The following is a 17,658-nucleotide window of genomic DNA, read 5'->3' on the forward strand; positions in this document are numbered from 1 at the left end:
TCCCGGGAAGTTGTGACGATCATGACACGGTGACGACCGGGTCAGGCGTCGTAGTCGACGCTCACCCGGTCGGTCAACGGGCTCGCCTGGCAGGTCAGCACGTACCCGGCGGCCAGCTCGTCGGGTTCGAGGGCGAAGTTGCGGGCCATCCTGACCTCGCCCTCGACGACCCTGGCCCGGCAGGTCGAGCAGACGCCGCCCTTGCAGGCGTACGGAAGTTCGCCGCGCACGCGCAGGGCGGCGTCGAGGATCCGCTCGTCGCGGCGCATCGTGAAGGTGGAGGCGCGGCCGTCGAGGACGATGGTGGCCTCCGCCTCCGCCCCGGCACCCGCCCCGTCGGAGGAGACCCCGTCGGCGGACGACTCGCGCTGCGGGACCGGTGCGTCCTCGACGTGGAACAGTTCGGCGCGCATCGCGTCGTCGGGCACGCCGGCCGCCGCCAGTACCGCCTTGGCGTCGAGGACCATGCCGTACGGGCCGCACAGGAACCACTCGTCGACGCTGCCGGCGGGTAGCAGCCCGTCGAGCAGGCGACCCAACCGGTCGGCGTCGAGGCGCCCGGACAGCAGCTCGGCGTCCTGCGGTTCGCGGGAGAGCACGTGCACCACGTGCAGCCGGGCCGGGTACCGGTCCTTGAGGTCGGCCAGCTCCTCGGCGAACATCACGCTGCGGGCGTACCGGTTGCCGTAGAGCAGCGTGAACCGGCTCTCCGGTTCGGTCGCCAGAGCGGTGGCCAGCAGCGAGAGGACCGGGGTGATGCCCGAGCCGGCGACGACCGCCGCGTAGTGCCGGCTGCGGGCCGGGTCGAACGCGGTGGTGAAGTGTCCGAGCGGCGGCAGTACCTCGACCACGTCGCCCTCGCACAGGGTCTGCGCGTACGTGGAGAACGCCCCGCCGGCCACCTGCTTGACGCCGATCCGCAGGCTGCCGCGCTCGGCGAGATCGGTGGGGGTGGAGCAGATCGAGTACGACCGGCGCACGTCGGCGCCGTCGACGAGCCGCCGGACGGTCAGGTGCTGGCCGGCGGAGAACGCGAAGACCTCCCGCAGCCGCGGCGGTACGGCGAACGTGACGGCGACGGCGTCGTCGGTGAGCCGGTCGACGGCCGTGACGCGCAGTTCGTGGAAGACCGGCCGGCGCCGCTGCGGCCGGGAGATGGTGACGGTGCTCATGAGTCAGTACGCCTTCACGTGGTCGAACGGCTCGGTGCAGGCGCGGCAGCGCCACAGCGCCTTGCAGGCGGTGGAGCCGAACCGGGACAGCTCCTCGGTGTCCGGTGATCCGCAGTGTGGACACCGCACCCGGAACGTCAGCGCGACCGGGCCCCGGGACGGCCCGGGCGGCGCGATGCCGGCGGCGGCGAGCTTCTCCCGGCCGGCCGGGCTGATCTGGTCGGTGCTCCACGCCGGCCGCAGCCTCGTGACGATCTCGACGTCGTCATAGCCGGCACCGGCCAGGGCCCGCCGGATGTCGCTCCGGATCACGTCCATCGCCGGGCAGCCGGAGTACGTGGGCGTGACGGTCACGGTGACGTGCGCGCCGTCGACCGTCACGTCCCGCAGGACGCCGAGGTCGCCGATGGTCACCACGCGGAGCTCCGGATCGAGCACCGCCGCCGCGACGTCGTACGCGCTCACCGTGGTGCTCACCAGCTGGCTCCCGGATGCGCCCGGTGCACCACCTGCATCTCCGCGAGCAGGTAGGACAGGTGCTCGGTGTGCAGCCCCTGCCTGCCGCCGTCCGGCGCCCAGCCGCCGTCGGCGGGCCGGGTCAGCGTCGCCTCGTCCAGGACCGCGCCCACCGTCTCCAACCACTGCGGACGCAGGCCCTCGGGCTCGCTGTCGAAGAGCTCGTACGTGTACGGCCAGAGCCGGTCGACGGCGTCCTGCATGCGCCGGTGCGACTGTTGCGTGCCGTCGCCGAGCCGCACCGTCCACAGCGACGCGTGGTCGAGGTGGTACGCCGACTCCTTGCGGGCCTTGGCGGCGATGGCCGACAGTCGCTCGTCGGTCGACGCGACCAGCCACTCGTAGCGCAGCTTCTGGTACGCCGACAGGAACAGCAGCTTGGCCATCGCGGCCGCGAAGTCGGGCTCGGGCAGTTCGACCAGCAGGCAGTTGCGGAACTCGCGGTCGTCGCGAAGGTACGCGAGGTCGTCCTCGTCGCGCCCCTTCCCCTCCAGCTCCCCGGCGTACGTGAGCAGTAGCCGGGCGACGCCGAGCTGGTCGAGCGCGATGTTGGCCAGCGCCACGTCCTCTTCCAGCTCCGGCGCACGGGAGCACCACCCGGACAGCCGCTGGGCCGCGACGAGCGCGTCGTCGCCGAGCCCGAGCACGTACTCGAAGCTGGTCATATGTGCCCCGCGCCGTCGGGTACGTCGTAGAAGGTCGGGTGCCGGTACACCTTGTCGGCGGCGGGGTCGAAGAAGGCGTCCTTCTCGTCGGGGCTGCTCGCCGTGATGGCGGCGGCCGGCACGACCCAGATGGACACCCCTTCCTGGCGGCGGGTGTACAGGTCCCGCGCGTTGCGCAGCGCCAGCTCGGCGTCGGGGGCGTGCAGGCTGCCGACGTGCGTGTGCGCCAGCCCGCGCCGGGGCCGTACGAACACCTCCCACAGGGGCTGACTCACGCGGCCACCTCCGGCACTCGTTCGGTGTGTTCGGTCGCGCGGGCGGCCCGCTTCGCCGCGTACGCGGCGGCGGCCTCGCGTACCCAGGCGCCTTCCTCGTGTGCCCGCCGACGGTGCTCCATGCGCTGCCGGTTGCACGGGCCGTCGCCCGAGATCACCCGCATCAGCTCGGCGTAGTCCGGCTCGGTGTAGTCGTAGTGGCCGCGCTCGGCGTTCCAGCGCAGGTCCGGGTCCGGCAGTTCGAGCCCGAGCACGGACGCCTGCTGCACACACATGTCCACGAAGCGCTGGCGCAGCTCGTCGTTGGAGAAGCGCTTGATCTTCCACAGCATGGACTGCGCGGAGTGGGTGGAGTCGGTGTCCGGGGGCCCGAACATCGCCAGCGACGGGTACCACCACCGGTTGACCGCGTCCTGGGCCATCGCCTTCTGCTCCGGCGTGCCGTGGGACAGGGTGTGCAGGATCTCGAATCCCTGCCGCTGGTGGAACGACTCCTCCTTGCAGATGCGGATCATCGCCCGCGCGTACGGTCCGTAGGAGCAGCGGCACAGCGGCACCTGGTTGACGATCGCGGCACCGTCCACCAGCCAGCCAATCACGCCGACGTCGGCCCAGGTCAACGTCGGGTAGTTGAAGATCGACGAGTACTTCTGCCGCCCGGACAGCAGCAGGTCGACCAGTTCCTCCCGGGACACGCCGAGCGTCTCCGCCGCGGCGTACAGGTAGAGCCCGTGTCCGGCCTCGTCCTGCACCTTGGCCAGCAGGATCGCCTTGCGCTTCAGCGACGGCGCCCGGGAGATCCAGTTGCCCTCCGGCTGCATGCCGATGATCTCGGAGTGGGCGTGCTGGGCGATCTGGCGGATCAGGCCCTGCCGGTACTTGTCCGGCATCCAGTCCCGGGGCTCGATCTTCTGGTCGGCCTCGATGACCGCGTCGAAGTAGCTCTGCAGCCGGTTGTCGCCGGTAACCCGGCGCTCGGCGGCCGACCGCAGCTCGCGTTCGGCGTCCTCGACCTGGTCGAGCAGGCTGCGACCGGTCGCGCGGGCGGCGGCGTCCGGCTCGTCGGGTACCGCGAAGTCGTTGCCGTACACCCCCTCAGTGTTACAGCCCACATCTCATGACGCAACGAGCTGTAACACGCAACCTACCGGGCGGCCCACCGCGTTAAGTCCTTGCCGGCGACACGCTGCGTGCTCACCGGTGGCGCCGGGTCCTCGCCGATGACGCCAGCCGCATGCCAGATATTCGCCCGGACGGAGCCACGACCATCGAAAAGACCGACATAAGGGAGCGAACGTTGACCCTTACCGATCAGATGTCCCACCTTTTCGGTTACTCTGCGACAGGCATGTCCGCGTCTGGTAGATCAGGAGCCCGTCGCAGCACCACCGCCCACCGCCCCAGGAGTTTGTCGTGCGAGTGATCAGACCGGTCGCGGTCCTCACCGCGGCCGTCACCGTGGTGGCCGTGCTGCTAGCCGTGCCGAGTCTGCGCGCCGAGGTGCTCGACGCCCTGAACCTGAGCGACGACGCGGCCGGCGCCGCGGCGATCCTCCCCGACGGCCGCCTGGCGGGCCACGGCAACCTGCGCATCGCCGCCCAGCCCGCCCCGCCGCCGCGGACCGTGCTCACCGCGACCACGGTGACCGTGGACACGAAGGGCAACTTCTACTCGTGGGCCCTGCTCGACCGGCAGACCGGCAAGATCGCGGGCTCGCCCAACTACATCTCCGGCCGCAACAGCACCGAGTCGATGATCAAAGCCTGGCTCACCTCGGACTACCTGCGCCTGCTCGGCAACAAGCAGCCGACCGCCCAGCGCCTGGCCGAGCTGAGCCGCATGATCCGCGACAGCGACGACAAGGCCGCCCAGGACATCTACCAGGTCAACGGCCGGAACACGACGATCACTCGGATGATCAGCGTCTGCGGTCTGACCGAGACGACGATGATCAACGGCTGGTGGAGCAAGACCGAGGTCAGCGCCCGGGACGCGGTACGGCTCGGTGAGTGCGTGGCCAGCGGGAAGGCTGCCGGGCCCAAGTGGACCAGCTGGGTGCTCAGCGAGATGCGACAGGTGCGCGGCACCGTCGCCGAGGAGCCCAACGGCGGACGCTGGGGGATCATCGACGCGCTACCCAAGGACGTGGCCGGCGAGGTCGCCATCAAGAACGGCTGGACCAAGCTGTACGAGGACGGCAAGTGGCACCTCAACTGCCTCGCCATCCACTCCGACTGGGTGCTGGCAGTGCTCACCCGCTACGACATGAGCCTGGGCAAGGAGTACGGCGTCTCCATCTGCCAGCAGGTCACCAAGCAGTTGATGAGCACCGGCAAGTCCTGAGCAACCGGGCCCGGCGACCGGTCTGAGGCGTCCGGGCCCGGCGGGCGGACGTCACCCCTCGAAGAACAGCGGGCCGTCAGCCGGCAGCGGGGGTACCGCCCCCAGCTCGGCCGCGCGCCGCGCGAACTCGCGTACCCCCTCGACCTGCCGGGCACCGAGCGAGAAGTCCAGAGCCCGGAAGTACGTGGCGAGCGTCGCGGCGTCGAACGGCTCCCAGCGCGCCGCCGCCGTGGCTACCTCGTCCAGCTCGCGCAGGGACAGGTCGCGGGAGCGCAGGAACGCCTCGTGCACCTCCTTGACCCGGCCCGGGTTGGCCTCGGCGAAGTCGCGCCGGGCGGCCCACACCGCGAAGACCATCGGCAGGCCGGTCCACTCCCGCCAGGCCTGCCCCAGGTCGGTGACGGTGAGCCCCTGGCGGGGCGCCTCGTAGAGCGCGCGCAGTGCCACGTCGCCGATCACCGCCGCCCCGTCGGCCTCCAGCAGCATCGCGGTGACGTCCGGCGGGCACCGGAAGTACTCGGGGTTGGCGCCGTACCGGCCGGCGAGCAGCATCTGGGCCAGCAGCACGCCGGTACGCGACGTCGAGCCGAGCGCGACCCGGCGGCCGTCCAGCTCCGCGGGCGGGACCGTGGACACCAGGTTGACCGACAGCACCGGCCCGTCGCTGCCGACCGCGATGTCCGGCAGGACGAGCAGCTGGTCGGCGTTGCGCAGGTACTCGACCAGTGAGATCGGGCCGATGTCCAGGTCACCGGCGACCAGCGCGGCGTTGAGCCGGTCCGGGGTGTCCTTGTGCAGGTCCACGTCGAGCAGGGCGCCCGATCGCATGAGCCCCCAGTACAGGGGGAGGCAGTTGAGGAACTGGATGTGCCCGACTCTGGGCCGTTGCGCGACGTTCACGACTCCCCACGGTAGCCGGGACGGATCAGGCCACCGTCACGGCCGCCGACCTGGAGGGGTCACCGACGGCCGCGACGGTGGAGTCAGAGGTGTCGGACGTGTCGGAGGTGGCTGACGTGCCGGAGGCGCCGGAGGCGGCCAGGGCACGGATCCGCTCCCGGCGGGCCGCGCGCAGCATCGGCGGCAGGCACGCCACCACCGCCACCACGCCCAGGGCACCGCTCACCTCCAGCAGGGTCGCGGGCGCGAACCGGTCGACGAGGACACCGCCGGCCACGAAACCGACGATGTTGACCCCGTTGCACACCGCGCCGAAGTAACCGAACGCCCGACCGCGGGCGGCGCCGGGCGCGCGCCGGGACAGCAGCAGCCCTCCGAGGCTGTTCAGTACGCCGTTGCCGACGCCGCCCAGCGCGTACAGGGCCACCAGCCAGCCGATGTTCGGCACCAGTCCGCAGGCGGCGATGATCGCCGAGGTGCAGGCGAGCGCGCCCGCCGTGAGCAGCGCGTACCCACTGTCGTCGGTGCGCCACCGGGCGATCAGCCAGGACCCGAGGATCATGGTGCCGGTCCACACCGCGCCGATGACGCCGTACACGGTGACCGGGGCGCGCAGGGTCTCCCGCACGAAGAAGACCTCCACCACGTTGGCGATGCTGACGACCCCGATGACCAGGCCCGTCATCGCCACCATCGGCATCAGCAACCGGTCGCGCCACAGGCTCCAGGTCGGTGTGTCGGCGGTGTCCCCCGCGGGGGCCGTGTCCGGCGCCGAACTGGTAGCCGCCAGGTGCCGGCGGGTCGCGATGAGCAGCCCGGCGACGGTGATGCCGAGGAAGGTCGCGGCATCGGCGAGCAGCGGTCCGCGCAGCCCGTACGCGCCGAGCAGCAGACCTGCCGCCGGCGGGCCGGCGAGCATGCCGACCGAGGACGCGGTTTGCAGCATGGCCATGGCCCGTGGCAGATCGTCGCGGCGCACCATCTCCGGCACCAGCGCCGCGAACGTCGGCTGGGTGACCGAGGCGCCCGCCGCCACGGCCGCGACCAGCGCGACGAGCACCGGCGTGGACCGGCTGTAGGCCATGGCGACGCAGCAGGCAGCCTGCGCAAGGCTGACGGCGGTCAGCAGCAGCCGGCTGTCGGCGCGGTCGACCAGGCGGCCACTCAGTGGTGCGAGCAGCACGAGCGGAGCGCTGGCCGCGACCAGTACCGCGGCGACCGCGATGCCACCCTCACCGTGTCCCTGCATGGCGAGCATCAGGGCGGTGGCGGCGAGCATGTCGCCGCCGATCGAGGCACCGCGCGCGATCGCGGCGATGTACACGTCGCGCCAGCGCGACTCGGAAACGGCGGGCGCAGACGTGAAAGACATGTTTCGAAGTTACGGCTTCACATCCTCCGACGCAAGGCGGTCGATGGGAAAAGCCCGGTAATTGACAGCGACCGGCCGGGCGCCCTCCGGCGGATTGAGCCGCCGCATGAACGAGTACGGCTCGAGCACCTTCTCCACCGCCTCGTTGATCTGCTGCAACTCCTCGGCGGTGACGAGGACATGGCTCCGGTTGAAGCGGGAGGCGGCGTACCAGTCCGGATCGTCGGAGGGTGCGGCCTGCGCCCACCGCCGGACCTGCGACTCGTCCCGCGCGAGCATGGCATCAACCAGGGTCCGCTCCGCGTCCCACACCTCTGGCGGGTCGGTGGGGGCGACCTCCACCCGGAACCCACCACCGGCGCGCTGCCACACCCGCTCCCGGCCGTCACCTCGACTGGGCGCCTCCTCGACCAGGCCGTACTTGGCCAGCGCCCGCAGGTGATAGCTGGTCGCACTCGGCGACAAGCCGACAACCTGCGCAAACTGGGTCGCGGTCCCGGTCTGACCGGTCGCCAGCGCGTCGAGGATCGCCAGTCGGGCCGGGTGGGCCAGCGCCCGCATGATCTGTGGGTCGCGGATCTGAAGGGGAGGTTGTTCCTCGGTCACCTCATTAGCGTGCCTGCTCGCCCCGACCGCCGTACACGTCCCCCCGGCGGCACCTGTCCGGCGCCAATGCCGTGCCGGCGTAAATGACCTGACTGAGTTCCCGTGGCCGCGTACACTCTTCTCTCCGCGTGCCCTCCCCGGCGCGCGCACCGCTCGACGGCCGCGGTGAAAGCACCGCAGCGGACGTCATCGCGCCGGCGACCATCGGCACGTCGGATACGCAGGCGGCAACCATCGACTTCGGCGAAGGTGGCCCCGTTGACCCTGCACGCTGTTGACCTCGAAACCGAACTGGCCCGCGAACGGGCCCACCTCGACATCTCCCGGGCCGCGCTGACACGCATGCGGGAACGCGCCGAACACCTCTTCGCCACCGGCGACCAGGTCAGCGGCGACCCGTTCAGCGCCGAATCCCTCGGCCGTACCCTGTCCCGGCGGGTGGCCGAACTGGCCGACAACCCGAGCGCCCCACTCTTCTTCGGCCGCCTGGACTTCGGTGGATCCGACGCCGAACACGCCAACCAGCGCTACTACGTCGGGCGCCGGCACGTCACCGACGACGCCGGCGAACCGCTGGTACTCGACTGGCGGGCCCCGGTCTCGCGGTCGTTCTACCGGGCCAGCGCCGGCGACCCGCAGGGGGTGGCCGTCCGGCGCCGCTTCGGCTGGGCCGTCCGGACCGGCGACGACGGCGCCCCGGAAGGCGTCCTGACCAGCTTCGAAGACGAACACCTCGACCGGGGCGAGGAGCTGGGCACGGCCAGCCGGATCCTCACCGCCGAGATCGAGCGGCCCCGCGTCGGCCCGATGCGCGACATCGTCGCCACCATCCAGCCCGAACAGGACGAGCTGGTCCGCGCCGACCTGGCCGAGTCGATCTGTGTACAGGGCGCGCCCGGCACCGGGAAGACCGCCGTCGGCCTGCACCGCGCCGCGTACCTGCTCTACCTGCACCGCGAGCGGCTCAAGCGGGCCGGCGTACTCATCGTCGGGCCCAACCGGGCGTTCCTGCACTACATCGCGGCGGTCCTGCCGGCCCTCGGCGAGCTGGACGTCACCCAGACGACCATCGACGACCTCGTCGCCCGGGTACCGGTCCGCGCCGTGGACTCCCCCGCTGCCGCCGCCGTCAAGCAGGACGCCCGGATGGCCCGGGTCCTCGCGAACGCCCTGCACGCCCGGATCGCCCGGCCCACCGAACCGATCATGGTGCCGGACGGCTCGTACCGCTGGCGGATCTCGGTCGACGCGCTGCGCCGGATCGTCGACGACGTACGGCGGGAGGCACCGGCGTACGGTGTCGGCCGCGAACGCGTCCGGGCCCGCGTCGTCGCCCTGCTGGTGCGGCAGGCCGAGTACACCAGCGGTGAGTCCCCCGGCGAGGCATGGCAGCGCCGGATGGGCAGGGCGAAGCCGGTGACCGCGTTCCTCGACGCGGTCTGGCCGGCGGTCACCCCGGAGCAGCTCGTCGTCGACGTCCTGTCCGACCCGGACGACGAGCTGCTGACCGAGGCCGAACGGGACGCGGTCCGCTGGGCCACGCCGCCGAAGACGCCGAAGTCGGCCCGGTGGACGGCCGCCGACACGGTACTCATCGACGAGGCCGCCGGCCTGATCGAGCGGGTACCGAGCTTCGGGCACGTCGTCATCGACGAGGCCCAGGACCTCTCGCCGATGCAGTGCCGGGTGATCGCCCGGCGCAGCGAGCACGGGTCGATCACCCTGCTCGGTGACCTCGCCCAGGGCACCGCGCCGTGGGCGGCCCGGGCCTGGCGCGAGACCCTCGCCCACCTCGGCAAGCCCGACGCCCGGGTGGTCGGGCTGCGTACCGGGTTCCGGGTACCGCAGGTGGTGGTCGACCTGGCCAACCGGCTGCTGCCGGCGTTGGACGTGGACGTACCCGGGGCGGTGTCGCTGCGGCGCGACGGCACGCTGCGGATCCAGCAGGTGCCCGACCTGGCGGCGGCGACGGTCGAGGCGGTACGCACCGCGGGCGGGTTCGACGGCTCGGTCGGCGTCATCGCGGCGGACGCCGCCGTACCCGGCCTGGTCACGGCGTTGACGGCGGCCGGGGTGACGGTGGGCGGCCCCGACGACGACGAGCGGGTCACGGTAATGCCGGCCACCCTGGCCAAGGGCCTGGAGTACGACCACGTGATCGTCGTCGAGCCGGCCGCCATCGTGGCCGCCGAACCGCGCGGCCTGCACCGGCTGTACGTGGTCCTGACACGCGCCGTGTCCAGGTTGGACGTACTGCACCACGCGCCCCTGCCGGCGGCGGTGACCACGCCCGACGGCCGGAAAGTGTCATAGACCCCGGTCGACGCCACCTTGCGCGGATACCGCATCATTGTCATCCATGCGGGTTAGGGGATATCCAGCCGGTACGCCGTGTTGGGCCGATGTGTCCACGCCGGACCCGGTCGCCAGCCGTGACTTCTACGCCGGCCTGTTCGGCTGGACCTGGGCGGACGCCTCGGTCGACGGGTACCTGAACTTCTTCCTCGACGACCGGGCCGTGGCCGGCCTGCGCAGCGGAGACCCCGCGGCACCGGCGACCTGGACGCCGTACGTGGCGACCGCCGACGTCGACGCGACGATCGCGCTGGCCCGCGAGCACGGCGGCACGGTGGTGGGCGGACCGGCCGCGCTGGGCGACGCCGCCCGGGTCGCCGTGGTGGCCGACCCGACCGGGGCGGCGATCGGCCTGTGGCAGCGGCTGCGCTTCGCCGGCTCGCAGGTAGCCAACGAGTTCGGCACCGTGTGCTGGTCGGAGCTGGCCACCCGCGCCCCGGCGGACGCGATCACCTTCTACGACAACGTGTTCGGCTGGTCGCATCGCGTCTCGGAGGCCGCCGACGGTACGCCGTACACCGAGTGGATCCGCGAGGACCGGACGGTCGCCGGCGTGATCGACATCGAGTCATGGTTCGCCGACTCCGTCCCGGCCCACTGGACCGTGACGATGCTGGTCGAAGACTGCGCCCGGACCGCCGCCCGCGCCCTTGACCTGGGCGGGAAGGTGCAGCTCACCCCGACCGACATCGGCGTCGGGATGTACGCGCAGCTGATCGATCCGCAGGGGGCGGGCTTCCGGGTGCTCGAACTCGACCCCGAACTGGCCGCCGCGCTCTGAAGCCGGTTGCGCAGACGCAAACAGCCGCCCAGGGCTACCGGGCGGCTGTTTGCGTTGGTCGCGTGGCTAGATCGAGCGCCTGCGGGTGACGCGGACGAGGACGACACCGAGGGCGAGGACGACCAGAGCCGTCACCACCAGCTTCGGCGTCGACTGACCGGTGACCGGCAGGCCCGCCGTACCGGCGGTGATCGGAAGGGTCAGGTACCGGTACGCACCGTCCGGGCCGACACCGCCGGCCACCAGGGTGTGCGAGCCGGTGAGACCGGCCGGCAACGTGACGCTGGTGGAGAAGGCACCGCTGCCGTCGGTCGTGACGGTCTTGAGTATCTGCGGAGCCGAGTAGACCACGATCTGGATGGGCGTGTAGGCCGCGTACCCGCTGCCCGACAGCGTGACCGCCTGGTTGGGCGTCAGCGACGTGCTCGGCGCGGTCAGCTTGCCGGCCGACGGGGGTACGGACGCCGGTGGGGTCGGCGTACCGGCGACCGTGCCCGGCACCTTGATGAAATCAGACTTGGCCGGCTCAGAGATGTAGTCGGGGTCCTGCTTGCTGATCGCGAAGACGAGGATCTGGTACGAGGTGCCGGCGGTCAGTCCCTTGACGGTGCAGGTCAGCTCGGTCGTGGTCTCACAGTTGGGACCCGAGGCCTGGGCGTTCTCCACGAGCGCCTCGACGTGATAGCCCCCCACACCGCCGCCCAGATCGGCCGGCGGATTCCAGGAGACGACCAGTTCGTTCGGCCCCGGCAGGACCTTGACGTCGCGCGGCTTGCCTGGCAGGGCGATCTGCTTGACCGCGATGGTGGCGGTCGCCGAATCCGTGCTGCCAGCGGCTGTGACCTTCACGGAGTAGGTGCCGTCAACACTGCCGGTGAAGGTACAGGAGTCGTTGCCGGAGTCCGACTCGGTGACATTCGCACACTGGTTGGCAACCAGCGTCCCGCCAGCGGGCGGCGTAATCTCGACCGTCCACTGCTTCGGGTCGGCCGTCCCCCAGTCCACATCCCAACTGTTCCAGGCGACATTGACCTTCCGTCCTGTCGTCGGTGAGTCCATGGACAGCTTCAGGTCACCGGCCTTGCCTGAAGGAGCGACGGGAACAGCGAAGGCGGGCGCCGCGAACCCCAGGGACGCGACCGCGGCTAGTGACGTCGCGACTCCCACCTTGACGTAGCGACGGCCCGAACCGCGCGCGCGAAACCCCATTGTGAGCATTCGGCCTGACTCCCCCTGTATCGCCAGCGCTGCGGCTGGTGCAACCGTGCGAGAGCCGCAATGTATGCCAATTTGGACATAGTGGATCGGGAACGCGCCGTCGGGTTCGGGAGCAGTTTGCGACCTGGCGCTCTACCGCCGGACCGGGACCACCAGCGGGCCGTGCTCGCCGGGCAGCACCCGCACCCGGGCGCCGTAGTGGCTCGACAGGAGCTCTTCGGTCAGCACCTCGGCCGGCTTCCCCGCGGCCGCGACCCGGCCGCCGGCCAGCAGGACCAGGCGGTCGGCGTACTCGCCGGCCACCGACAGGTCGTGCATCGTCGCCAGCACCGTCAGGCCCCGGTCGTGCCGCAGCTCGTCGACCAACTCCAGGACCTCCTGCTGGTGGCCGATGTCGAGGGCCGCCGTCGGCTCGTCGAGCAGCAGCAGCGGGGCGCCCTGGGCGAGCGCCCGGGCCAGAAACACCCGCTGGCGCTCGCCACCCGACAGCCGCTCCAGGGGGCGGGTGGCGAACCCGGCCAGGTCGAGCCGTTCCAGTACCCCGTGGACCACCGCCAGGTCGGCTGCCGACTCCCGGCCCAGGGTCGGGATGTACGGGGTGCGCCCGAGCAGGACGTAGTCGCGCACCGCCATGCCCGGCGGAACGGTCGGCTGCTGCGGCACCACGGCGACGAGCCGGGCCCGCTCCCGGCGGTGCAGGCCGGCGACGGGCGTACCGAACAGCGACACCGACCCGGTGCACGGCAGCAGGTTGCCGATGGCGCGCAGCAGGGTCGACTTGCCGGCGCCGTTCGGGCCGATGATCGTGACCCATTCACCGGCGCCGACGTCGAGGTCCACCCCGTGCAGGACGGTACGGCCGTCCAGCGCGACGGCGACCGACCGGGCTTCCACCGCGGGGCTGCCGGCCGTCATACCGACCGCCGCACGGTGCGCATCACCACGATGAAGAACGGCGCGCCGAAGAACGCGGTCACCACCCCGATCGGGACCTCCGCCGGGGCCAGCACGAGCCGTGCGGCGAGGTCGGCGAACGCCAGGAACGCGCCGCCGAACAGCGCCGACAGCGGCAGGATCGCGCGGTAGCTGGAGCCGACCAGCAGCCGTACGGTGTGCGGGACGATGATGCCCACGAACGCGATCAGGCCCGACACCGCCACGGCCGCCGCGGTGCCCAGCGACGCGGCGACGATCAGCAGGTACCGGGTCCGCTTCGGGTGGGCACCCAGGCTCGCGGCCTCCTCGTCGCCGAGGGCCAGCACATCGAGCGACCTGCCGTGCGCGATGATCACCGCCGCGGACACCGCCACGTACGGCAGCATCATCAGCACGTCGTGCCAGCCGGCGGTGGCCAGCCGCCCCAGGATCCAGGAGTACACCTCCCGGATCGCGTCCGCGTTGCGCTGCTGCAGGTACGTCTGGCCGGCGGTGAGGAAGGCGCTGACCGCCACGCCGGCCAGGATCAGGGTCGCCGGCGTGCGGTAGCGGTTGCCCGCGGCGCCGAGCAGGTAGGTCAGCGCCACCGCCGCGAGCGCGCCGGCGAAGGCCGCCGGCGGGACGGCGAGGGAGACCCCGGCGGCGCCGGAGCGGTGCGTGAACCCGATCACCGCCGTCGCGCCCAGCCCGGCGCCGGCGGCGACACCAAGCAGGTACGGGTCGGCCAGCGGATTGCGGAACACGCCCTGGTAGCAGCCCCCGGCCAGGGCGAGGGTGGCGCCGACGAGCAGCGCCAGCACCACCCTTGGCAGCCGCAGTTCGGTCACGACCGCCGCCTCGCGCGGGGTCAGTCCACTGTGCAGGTGCAGCAGTTCCAGCCCGACGTCGACCGGTGACAGCCGCAGCGGGCCCAGCGCGAGGCCGGCCAGCGTCGCGGCTCCGACCGCCCCGACGCCGGCCAGCACCCACCGGACTCGTCCGGTCACGCCGCGGGGACCTTGGCCACCGCGTCGGCCACGGCGCGCAGCAGGTCGACGGTGCGCGGGCCCCAGCGCGAGGCGATGTCGTCGTCGAGGCCGTACACCCGGCCGTTCTTCACGGCGGCGACCTCGGTCCAGCCGGGGCGGGCCGCGACCGTGGCGGCGCTCTGCTGGCAGCACTTCGTGTCGGCCAGGAAGATCAGGTCCGGGTTGGCCTTGACCACGGCCTCGGCCGACAGCTGCGGGTAGTCGTCGGTCGCGCTGTCGGCGATGCTGGTCAGCCCGGCCAGCGACAGAATCGAGCCGACGAAGGTACGGGAGGTGGCCGAGTAGAACGTGGGGTCCAGCTCCCAGTAGTACGTGAGCGGCTTGGCGCGCTTCGGCAGGCCCTTCGCGAGGGTGTCGATGTCGCTCTTCATGCCGGACACGACGGCCGCGGCCTCCTTGTCGTGACCGGTCAGCCGGCCGAGGTCGGTCAGCTCGCGGTACGTGTCGTCGAGCGTCTTGGCCGCCGGCGCCAGGTACACCGGAATCTTGAGCGCCTTAAGCTGGTCGACGATCGTGTTGGTGTCGTTGGAGAGCACCACGAGGTCGGGGTTGCGGGCGGCGATCGCCTCCGCGTTCGGCTTGAAGCCGGACAGGTCGGTCTTCGGCGCGTCGGCCGGGTGGTTGGACTGGTCGTCCACCGCCGTAACCTGCTTACCGGCGCCGATCGCGTACAGCATCTCGGTCGCCGTCGGCGCCAGCGAGACGATCCGGGTCGGGCGCGCGGACTCCGCCGGCTCCGGGGATTCGGCCGGTGAGCCGCATGCGGCCAGGGCGAGCGTTACGGCGGTGACCAGGGTCGCCACCAGGGTTGAACGGCGGTGCATCTGTCCTCCTGTACGGCGAGGACAGGCGCCACCCCGGGCGGGCACCGAGGTGTCACGCCCGCGAGGCACCCCTCCTCGGGGGCGCGGTTCGCGACCGGCTGCGCAGGCGACCTGGCTCGTCCCCACCGGCCTCGGTGGCCGGCGGGGCATAACAGTTGCGGGACAGCACCGGAATCACACCGGCTTCGCTGCGTCAGCGGTCTCTTGAGCAGGACAGTAGCGAAGTCACAGCACCTGAGGCCATTCAATGCCCTTGTCGGCGCCGGTGACATGCCTAATAGGCCCACCCAGCGTCGGCTCCACCATGGTCTTCTTGATCACGGTGTTCGTGGCGATCAGCTTGTACCCGTCGGCCGACGCGTACCGCGCGGTCGCCCACTTGTTGACCCCGACCTTGTGGATCTTGGTGAGCTTGTACGTCTTCGCGAACTCGCTCATCCGCTTCAGGAACGCCTGCGCCTGACGCAGCAGCTTGGCCAACTGGGCGGCCACCCGCGCGGCCCGGCCGGCCGCCACCGCCGCCTCGGCGGCACCCGCGCCGGCCCCGGCGACCACCGACGCGCCAGCGGTGATCCATGACGACGCCAGCGCCACGATGATCGTGATGATCAGCCATGCGATCAGCTCGCGGACGATCTGTTCGACCAGATCCTGCGCCTCCTGGGCGCCCTCGGCCGCCACGTCGAGCAGCTCGGCCGTACCCCGGAAGTGGTCGGCCGCCTCCCGCAGGGACGCGGTGATCTCGGTCATCTCCGCCGCGAACGCGCTCGCGGCCGGTCCCTCCCAGGCGGCGAGCACCTTCGCGCGGGCCAGCTCCTCGCTGGTCGCCATGTCGCCGAGCTTGGTCGCGGCCGTCCGCCACGCCTCGGCCTTGGTGCGCAGCTGTTCCGGGTCGCCGGTGACCTCGTCGAGCGGGTGCGCCAGGAACTCCACGATCGGCTTGATGATGTGGTACGCCTCGCCGGCGGGGCCGAGCCACTGCTCGATCCGCTCGGCGCCGGACGGTGCCCGGGTCACTGTGCCATCACCCGTTCGCGACTGCGGGGCTCGCTACGCTCACTCCTCGCGCTCACCGTGCGGCCCCCTCGGCGCGGTTGACGGCGTGCGCGTCGGACGTCTCGTACCGGACGCGGATGTCACGGAAGACGTCACCGAGGGCGCTGAACACCTCGCCTCCGCCGCTGAGCAGGTCGAGGCCGTCGCGGCAGCGCTCGTCGTACGCCGTGTGCACCTCCCGCGACTCCGGCAGCATGCCGAAACTGTCCACGGTGACCCCGGCGTCGACGAGGGCCGCCCGCGCACCCTCCATCGCGGACGCGATCTGGTCGGCGACCCTGGCGTACTCCGTGAGCGCGTCGAGCTGGACCGACACCTCGTCACTCATGCCTCGGCCCCCATGATTTCCACCGCCCGCCTGCCCTGGCTCGGAAGCCCGGAGACGAGCGCACAGAGTGAGTCGTCCCGGAAGCCTACGATGAACCGCCCCCGGCGGAACACCCCCGCCGGCGCGGCCGCGGCGCCGAGCACCTCCCCGCGGGGCACGGCGAGCACGATCTCCGCCACCTGGTCACTCGGACCGAAGATCCGGTTGAACCAGCCCGACTTCCGGGGCACGTCCCGGCGGCTGGCGATCAGCAGCCGCGCGTCGGTCAGCACCAGCAGGGGGCCGAGCGCACCGGCGGCCTCGTGCACCCGGCGCCCGAGGCTGCCCGGCACGCCGCGGGCGGCGCGGCCGAAGAACAGCCGCTGGCCCAGCTCCCCGGGGTGCGAGCCCAGTCCGATCAGGACCGTCGGGTCGAGCAGGTTGAGCAGCTCGTCGCGGACCGAGACGTCCTCGACGGTGCCGGGATCCTGGATCAGAGGCGCCGACAGCAGCAGCTTCTCCTCCGGTGCCAGCAACGGGCGCAGCATCGGCTCGTGAAAGCTGGTCAGATCGCGTGCCATGGCGACGAGCATGCCAGGCGGCACTAGTCTGCGGCTATGGATCTCTCAGAGCTCGCCGACTACGCCTACCGTCAGGTGGAGCGCATCGAACGCATGCAGGCTGACCTCGCCGAGGCCAGCGCGGAGGGAGAGTCCCGGTCCGGCCGGGTACGGGCCCGCACCGGCCCCGGTGGCGCGGTACTGAACCTGCACATCGAGCCCGCGGCGATGACGCTGTCCCCCACGGACCTCGCGGCCGAGGTGACCGAAGCGATCACGGCGGCACAGCGCTCCTACGGCGCCATGGCGGACGAGATCATGGCGCCGGTGCTGGGAATGCGGCCGAGCGAGGCGAACGCCGCCGTGATCGAGGAGGGCCAGCGCCGACTCACGGCCCTGGAGTCCACGATGGATGAACTGGACCGCCGGTACGGTCTGTAGTCAGGCCGTACCGGCGACCCGCTACGCCTCCGTGTCCGTGTCCCGGTCCTTGGCCCCGGCGTCGTCGTCGCCGGCCAGGGCCGCGCGCAGCCGCGCCTTCTCGTCGGCGCGGCGCCGCGCCGTACCGGCCATGTGCTCGGCCACCTGGTCGCGCATGCCACGCAGCAGGAACAGCGCGAGCAACGCCGAGACGATGACGGCGACCATCAGCTTGAGCAGAATGTTGACCTGGACCGGAATCGCGACCAGGATCGCCGCGACCACGACGAACAACCCGACGCGGGCGAGCGAATACTTCAGCAT

At 71.7% G+C, this 17,658-nt stretch carries 20 protein-coding genes and 1 riboswitch; of the genes, 4 read left to right on the forward strand and 16 right to left on the reverse strand.

Features of this window, described 5'->3' with window-relative positions:
* Positions 1-41: 41 nt before the first annotated feature.
* From paaE to paaA, 5 genes are read right to left on the reverse strand one after another with little or no spacing between them, the layout of a single operon-like run.
* Positions 42-1,172 (reverse strand): 1,2-phenylacetyl-CoA epoxidase subunit PaaE, encoded by a 1,131-nt coding sequence (paaE, locus tag ACNTMW_RS17015; RefSeq protein ID WP_426634597.1) that lies wholly within the window; start codon positions 1,170-1,172, stop codon positions 42-44.
* 3 nt (positions 1,173-1,175) lie between these two features.
* Positions 1,176-1,652, reverse strand: coding sequence for a 1,2-phenylacetyl-CoA epoxidase subunit PaaD (paaD, locus tag ACNTMW_RS17020; RefSeq protein WP_426634651.1), 477 nt, complete (start codon positions 1,650-1,652; stop codon positions 1,176-1,178).
* Complete coding sequence (gene paaC / locus ACNTMW_RS17025) at positions 1,646-2,353, reverse strand: 1,2-phenylacetyl-CoA epoxidase subunit PaaC (protein WP_426634598.1); 708 nt, start codon at positions 2,351-2,353, stop codon at positions 1,646-1,648. Before paaC ends, paaD begins: the two co-directional genes overlap by 7 nt.
* Positions 2,350-2,628: a 1,2-phenylacetyl-CoA epoxidase subunit PaaB gene (paaB, locus tag ACNTMW_RS17030; protein ID WP_426634599.1), complete on the reverse strand. Its 279-nt coding sequence runs from the start codon at positions 2,626-2,628 to the stop codon at positions 2,350-2,352. The genes paaC and paaB overlap by 4 nt, the downstream gene beginning before the upstream one ends.
* Complete coding sequence (paaA, locus tag ACNTMW_RS17035; protein ID WP_426634600.1) at positions 2,625-3,719, reverse strand: 1,2-phenylacetyl-CoA epoxidase subunit PaaA; 1,095 nt, start codon at positions 3,717-3,719, stop codon at positions 2,625-2,627. Before paaA ends, paaB begins: the two co-directional genes overlap by 4 nt.
* 322 nt (positions 3,720-4,041) lie before the next feature.
* Between paaA and ACNTMW_RS17040 the strand changes: the two genes are divergently transcribed.
* Positions 4,042-4,971 carry a hypothetical protein gene (locus ACNTMW_RS17040; RefSeq protein ID WP_426634601.1) on the forward strand — a complete coding sequence of 310 codons (930 nt, stop codon included), beginning with the start codon at positions 4,042-4,044 and terminating at the stop codon, positions 4,969-4,971.
* Positions 4,972-5,022: 51 nt separating this feature from the next.
* Here ACNTMW_RS17040 and ACNTMW_RS17045 read toward each other — a convergent pair whose 3' ends face one another.
* From ACNTMW_RS17045 to ACNTMW_RS17055, 3 genes are read right to left on the reverse strand one after another with little or no spacing between them, the layout of a single operon-like run.
* The gene (locus ACNTMW_RS17045) at positions 5,023-5,871 is read right to left on the reverse strand and encodes a menaquinone biosynthetic enzyme MqnA/MqnD family protein (protein ID WP_426634602.1); all 849 of its coding nucleotides are present in this window, start codon (positions 5,869-5,871) and stop codon (positions 5,023-5,025) included.
* A gap of 25 nt (positions 5,872-5,896) precedes the next feature.
* Positions 5,897-7,243 carry an MFS transporter gene (locus ACNTMW_RS17050; RefSeq protein WP_426634603.1) on the reverse strand — a complete coding sequence of 449 codons (1,347 nt, stop codon included), beginning with the start codon at positions 7,241-7,243 and terminating at the stop codon, positions 5,897-5,899.
* 9 nt (positions 7,244-7,252) lie between these two features.
* Positions 7,253-7,849: a helix-turn-helix domain-containing protein gene (locus ACNTMW_RS17055; RefSeq protein WP_426634604.1), complete on the reverse strand. Its 597-nt coding sequence runs from the start codon at positions 7,847-7,849 to the stop codon at positions 7,253-7,255.
* Positions 7,850-8,107: 258 nt separating this feature from the next.
* On the opposite strand from ACNTMW_RS17055, the gene ACNTMW_RS17060 reads away from it, so the two are divergent.
* The gene (locus ACNTMW_RS17060) at positions 8,108-10,162 is read left to right on the forward strand and encodes a HelD family protein (RefSeq protein WP_426634605.1); all 2,055 of its coding nucleotides are present in this window, start codon (positions 8,108-8,110) and stop codon (positions 10,160-10,162) included.
* A gap of 91 nt (positions 10,163-10,253) precedes the next feature.
* The gene (locus ACNTMW_RS17065; protein WP_426634606.1) at positions 10,254-10,985 is read left to right on the forward strand and encodes a VOC family protein; all 732 of its coding nucleotides are present in this window, start codon (positions 10,254-10,256) and stop codon (positions 10,983-10,985) included.
* Between the two features lie 66 nt (positions 10,986-11,051).
* Here the strand turns inward: ACNTMW_RS17065 and ACNTMW_RS17070 are convergent, their stop codons facing one another.
* The 7 genes from ACNTMW_RS17070 to ACNTMW_RS17100 form a co-directional block, all read right to left on the reverse strand.
* Positions 11,052-12,044, reverse strand: coding sequence for a fibronectin type III domain-containing protein (locus ACNTMW_RS17070; RefSeq protein ID WP_426634607.1), 993 nt, complete (start codon positions 12,042-12,044; stop codon positions 11,052-11,054).
* 291 nt (positions 12,045-12,335) lie between these two features.
* Positions 12,336-13,118 carry an ABC transporter ATP-binding protein gene (locus ACNTMW_RS17075; RefSeq protein WP_426634608.1) on the reverse strand — a complete coding sequence of 261 codons (783 nt, stop codon included), beginning with the start codon at positions 13,116-13,118 and terminating at the stop codon, positions 12,336-12,338.
* Complete coding sequence (locus tag ACNTMW_RS17080) at positions 13,115-14,191, reverse strand: FecCD family ABC transporter permease (RefSeq protein WP_426634652.1); 1,077 nt, start codon at positions 14,189-14,191, stop codon at positions 13,115-13,117. The genes ACNTMW_RS17075 and ACNTMW_RS17080 overlap by 4 nt, the downstream gene beginning before the upstream one ends.
* Positions 14,122-14,991: an ABC transporter substrate-binding protein gene (locus ACNTMW_RS17085; protein WP_426634609.1), complete on the reverse strand. Its 870-nt coding sequence runs from the start codon at positions 14,989-14,991 to the stop codon at positions 14,122-14,124. The genes ACNTMW_RS17080 and ACNTMW_RS17085 overlap by 70 nt, the downstream gene beginning before the upstream one ends.
* Before the next feature lie 110 nt (positions 14,992-15,101).
* Positions 15,102-15,175, reverse strand: a riboswitch (cobalamin riboswitch).
* 41 nt (positions 15,176-15,216) lie between these two features.
* Positions 15,217-16,008 carry a WXG100 family type VII secretion target gene (locus ACNTMW_RS17090; protein ID WP_426634610.1) on the reverse strand — a complete coding sequence of 264 codons (792 nt, stop codon included), beginning with the start codon at positions 16,006-16,008 and terminating at the stop codon, positions 15,217-15,219.
* 52 nt (positions 16,009-16,060) lie between these two features.
* Entirely contained in the window at positions 16,061-16,375 is a 315-nt protein-coding gene (locus ACNTMW_RS17095) for a hypothetical protein (protein WP_426634611.1), read from the reverse strand.
* Complete coding sequence (locus tag ACNTMW_RS17100; RefSeq protein WP_426634612.1) at positions 16,372-16,935, reverse strand: hypothetical protein; 564 nt, start codon at positions 16,933-16,935, stop codon at positions 16,372-16,374. The genes ACNTMW_RS17095 and ACNTMW_RS17100 overlap by 4 nt, the downstream gene beginning before the upstream one ends.
* A 36-nt stretch (positions 16,936-16,971) precedes the next feature.
* Here ACNTMW_RS17100 and ACNTMW_RS17105 point away from each other — a divergent pair, with 36 nt between their 5' ends.
* The gene (locus ACNTMW_RS17105) at positions 16,972-17,355 is read left to right on the forward strand and encodes a YbaB/EbfC family nucleoid-associated protein (protein WP_426634613.1); all 384 of its coding nucleotides are present in this window, start codon (positions 16,972-16,974) and stop codon (positions 17,353-17,355) included.
* Positions 17,356-17,376: 21 nt separating this feature from the next.
* On the opposite strand, the gene ACNTMW_RS17110 is transcribed toward ACNTMW_RS17105, so the two are convergent.
* Positions 17,377-17,658, reverse strand: coding sequence for a DUF4229 domain-containing protein (locus ACNTMW_RS17110; protein ID WP_426634614.1), 282 nt, complete (start codon positions 17,656-17,658; stop codon positions 17,377-17,379).

This window comes from Planosporangium spinosum (assembly GCF_049999945.1).
Taxonomy (GTDB): Bacteria; Actinomycetota; Actinomycetes; order Mycobacteriales; family Micromonosporaceae; genus Planosporangium; species Planosporangium spinosum.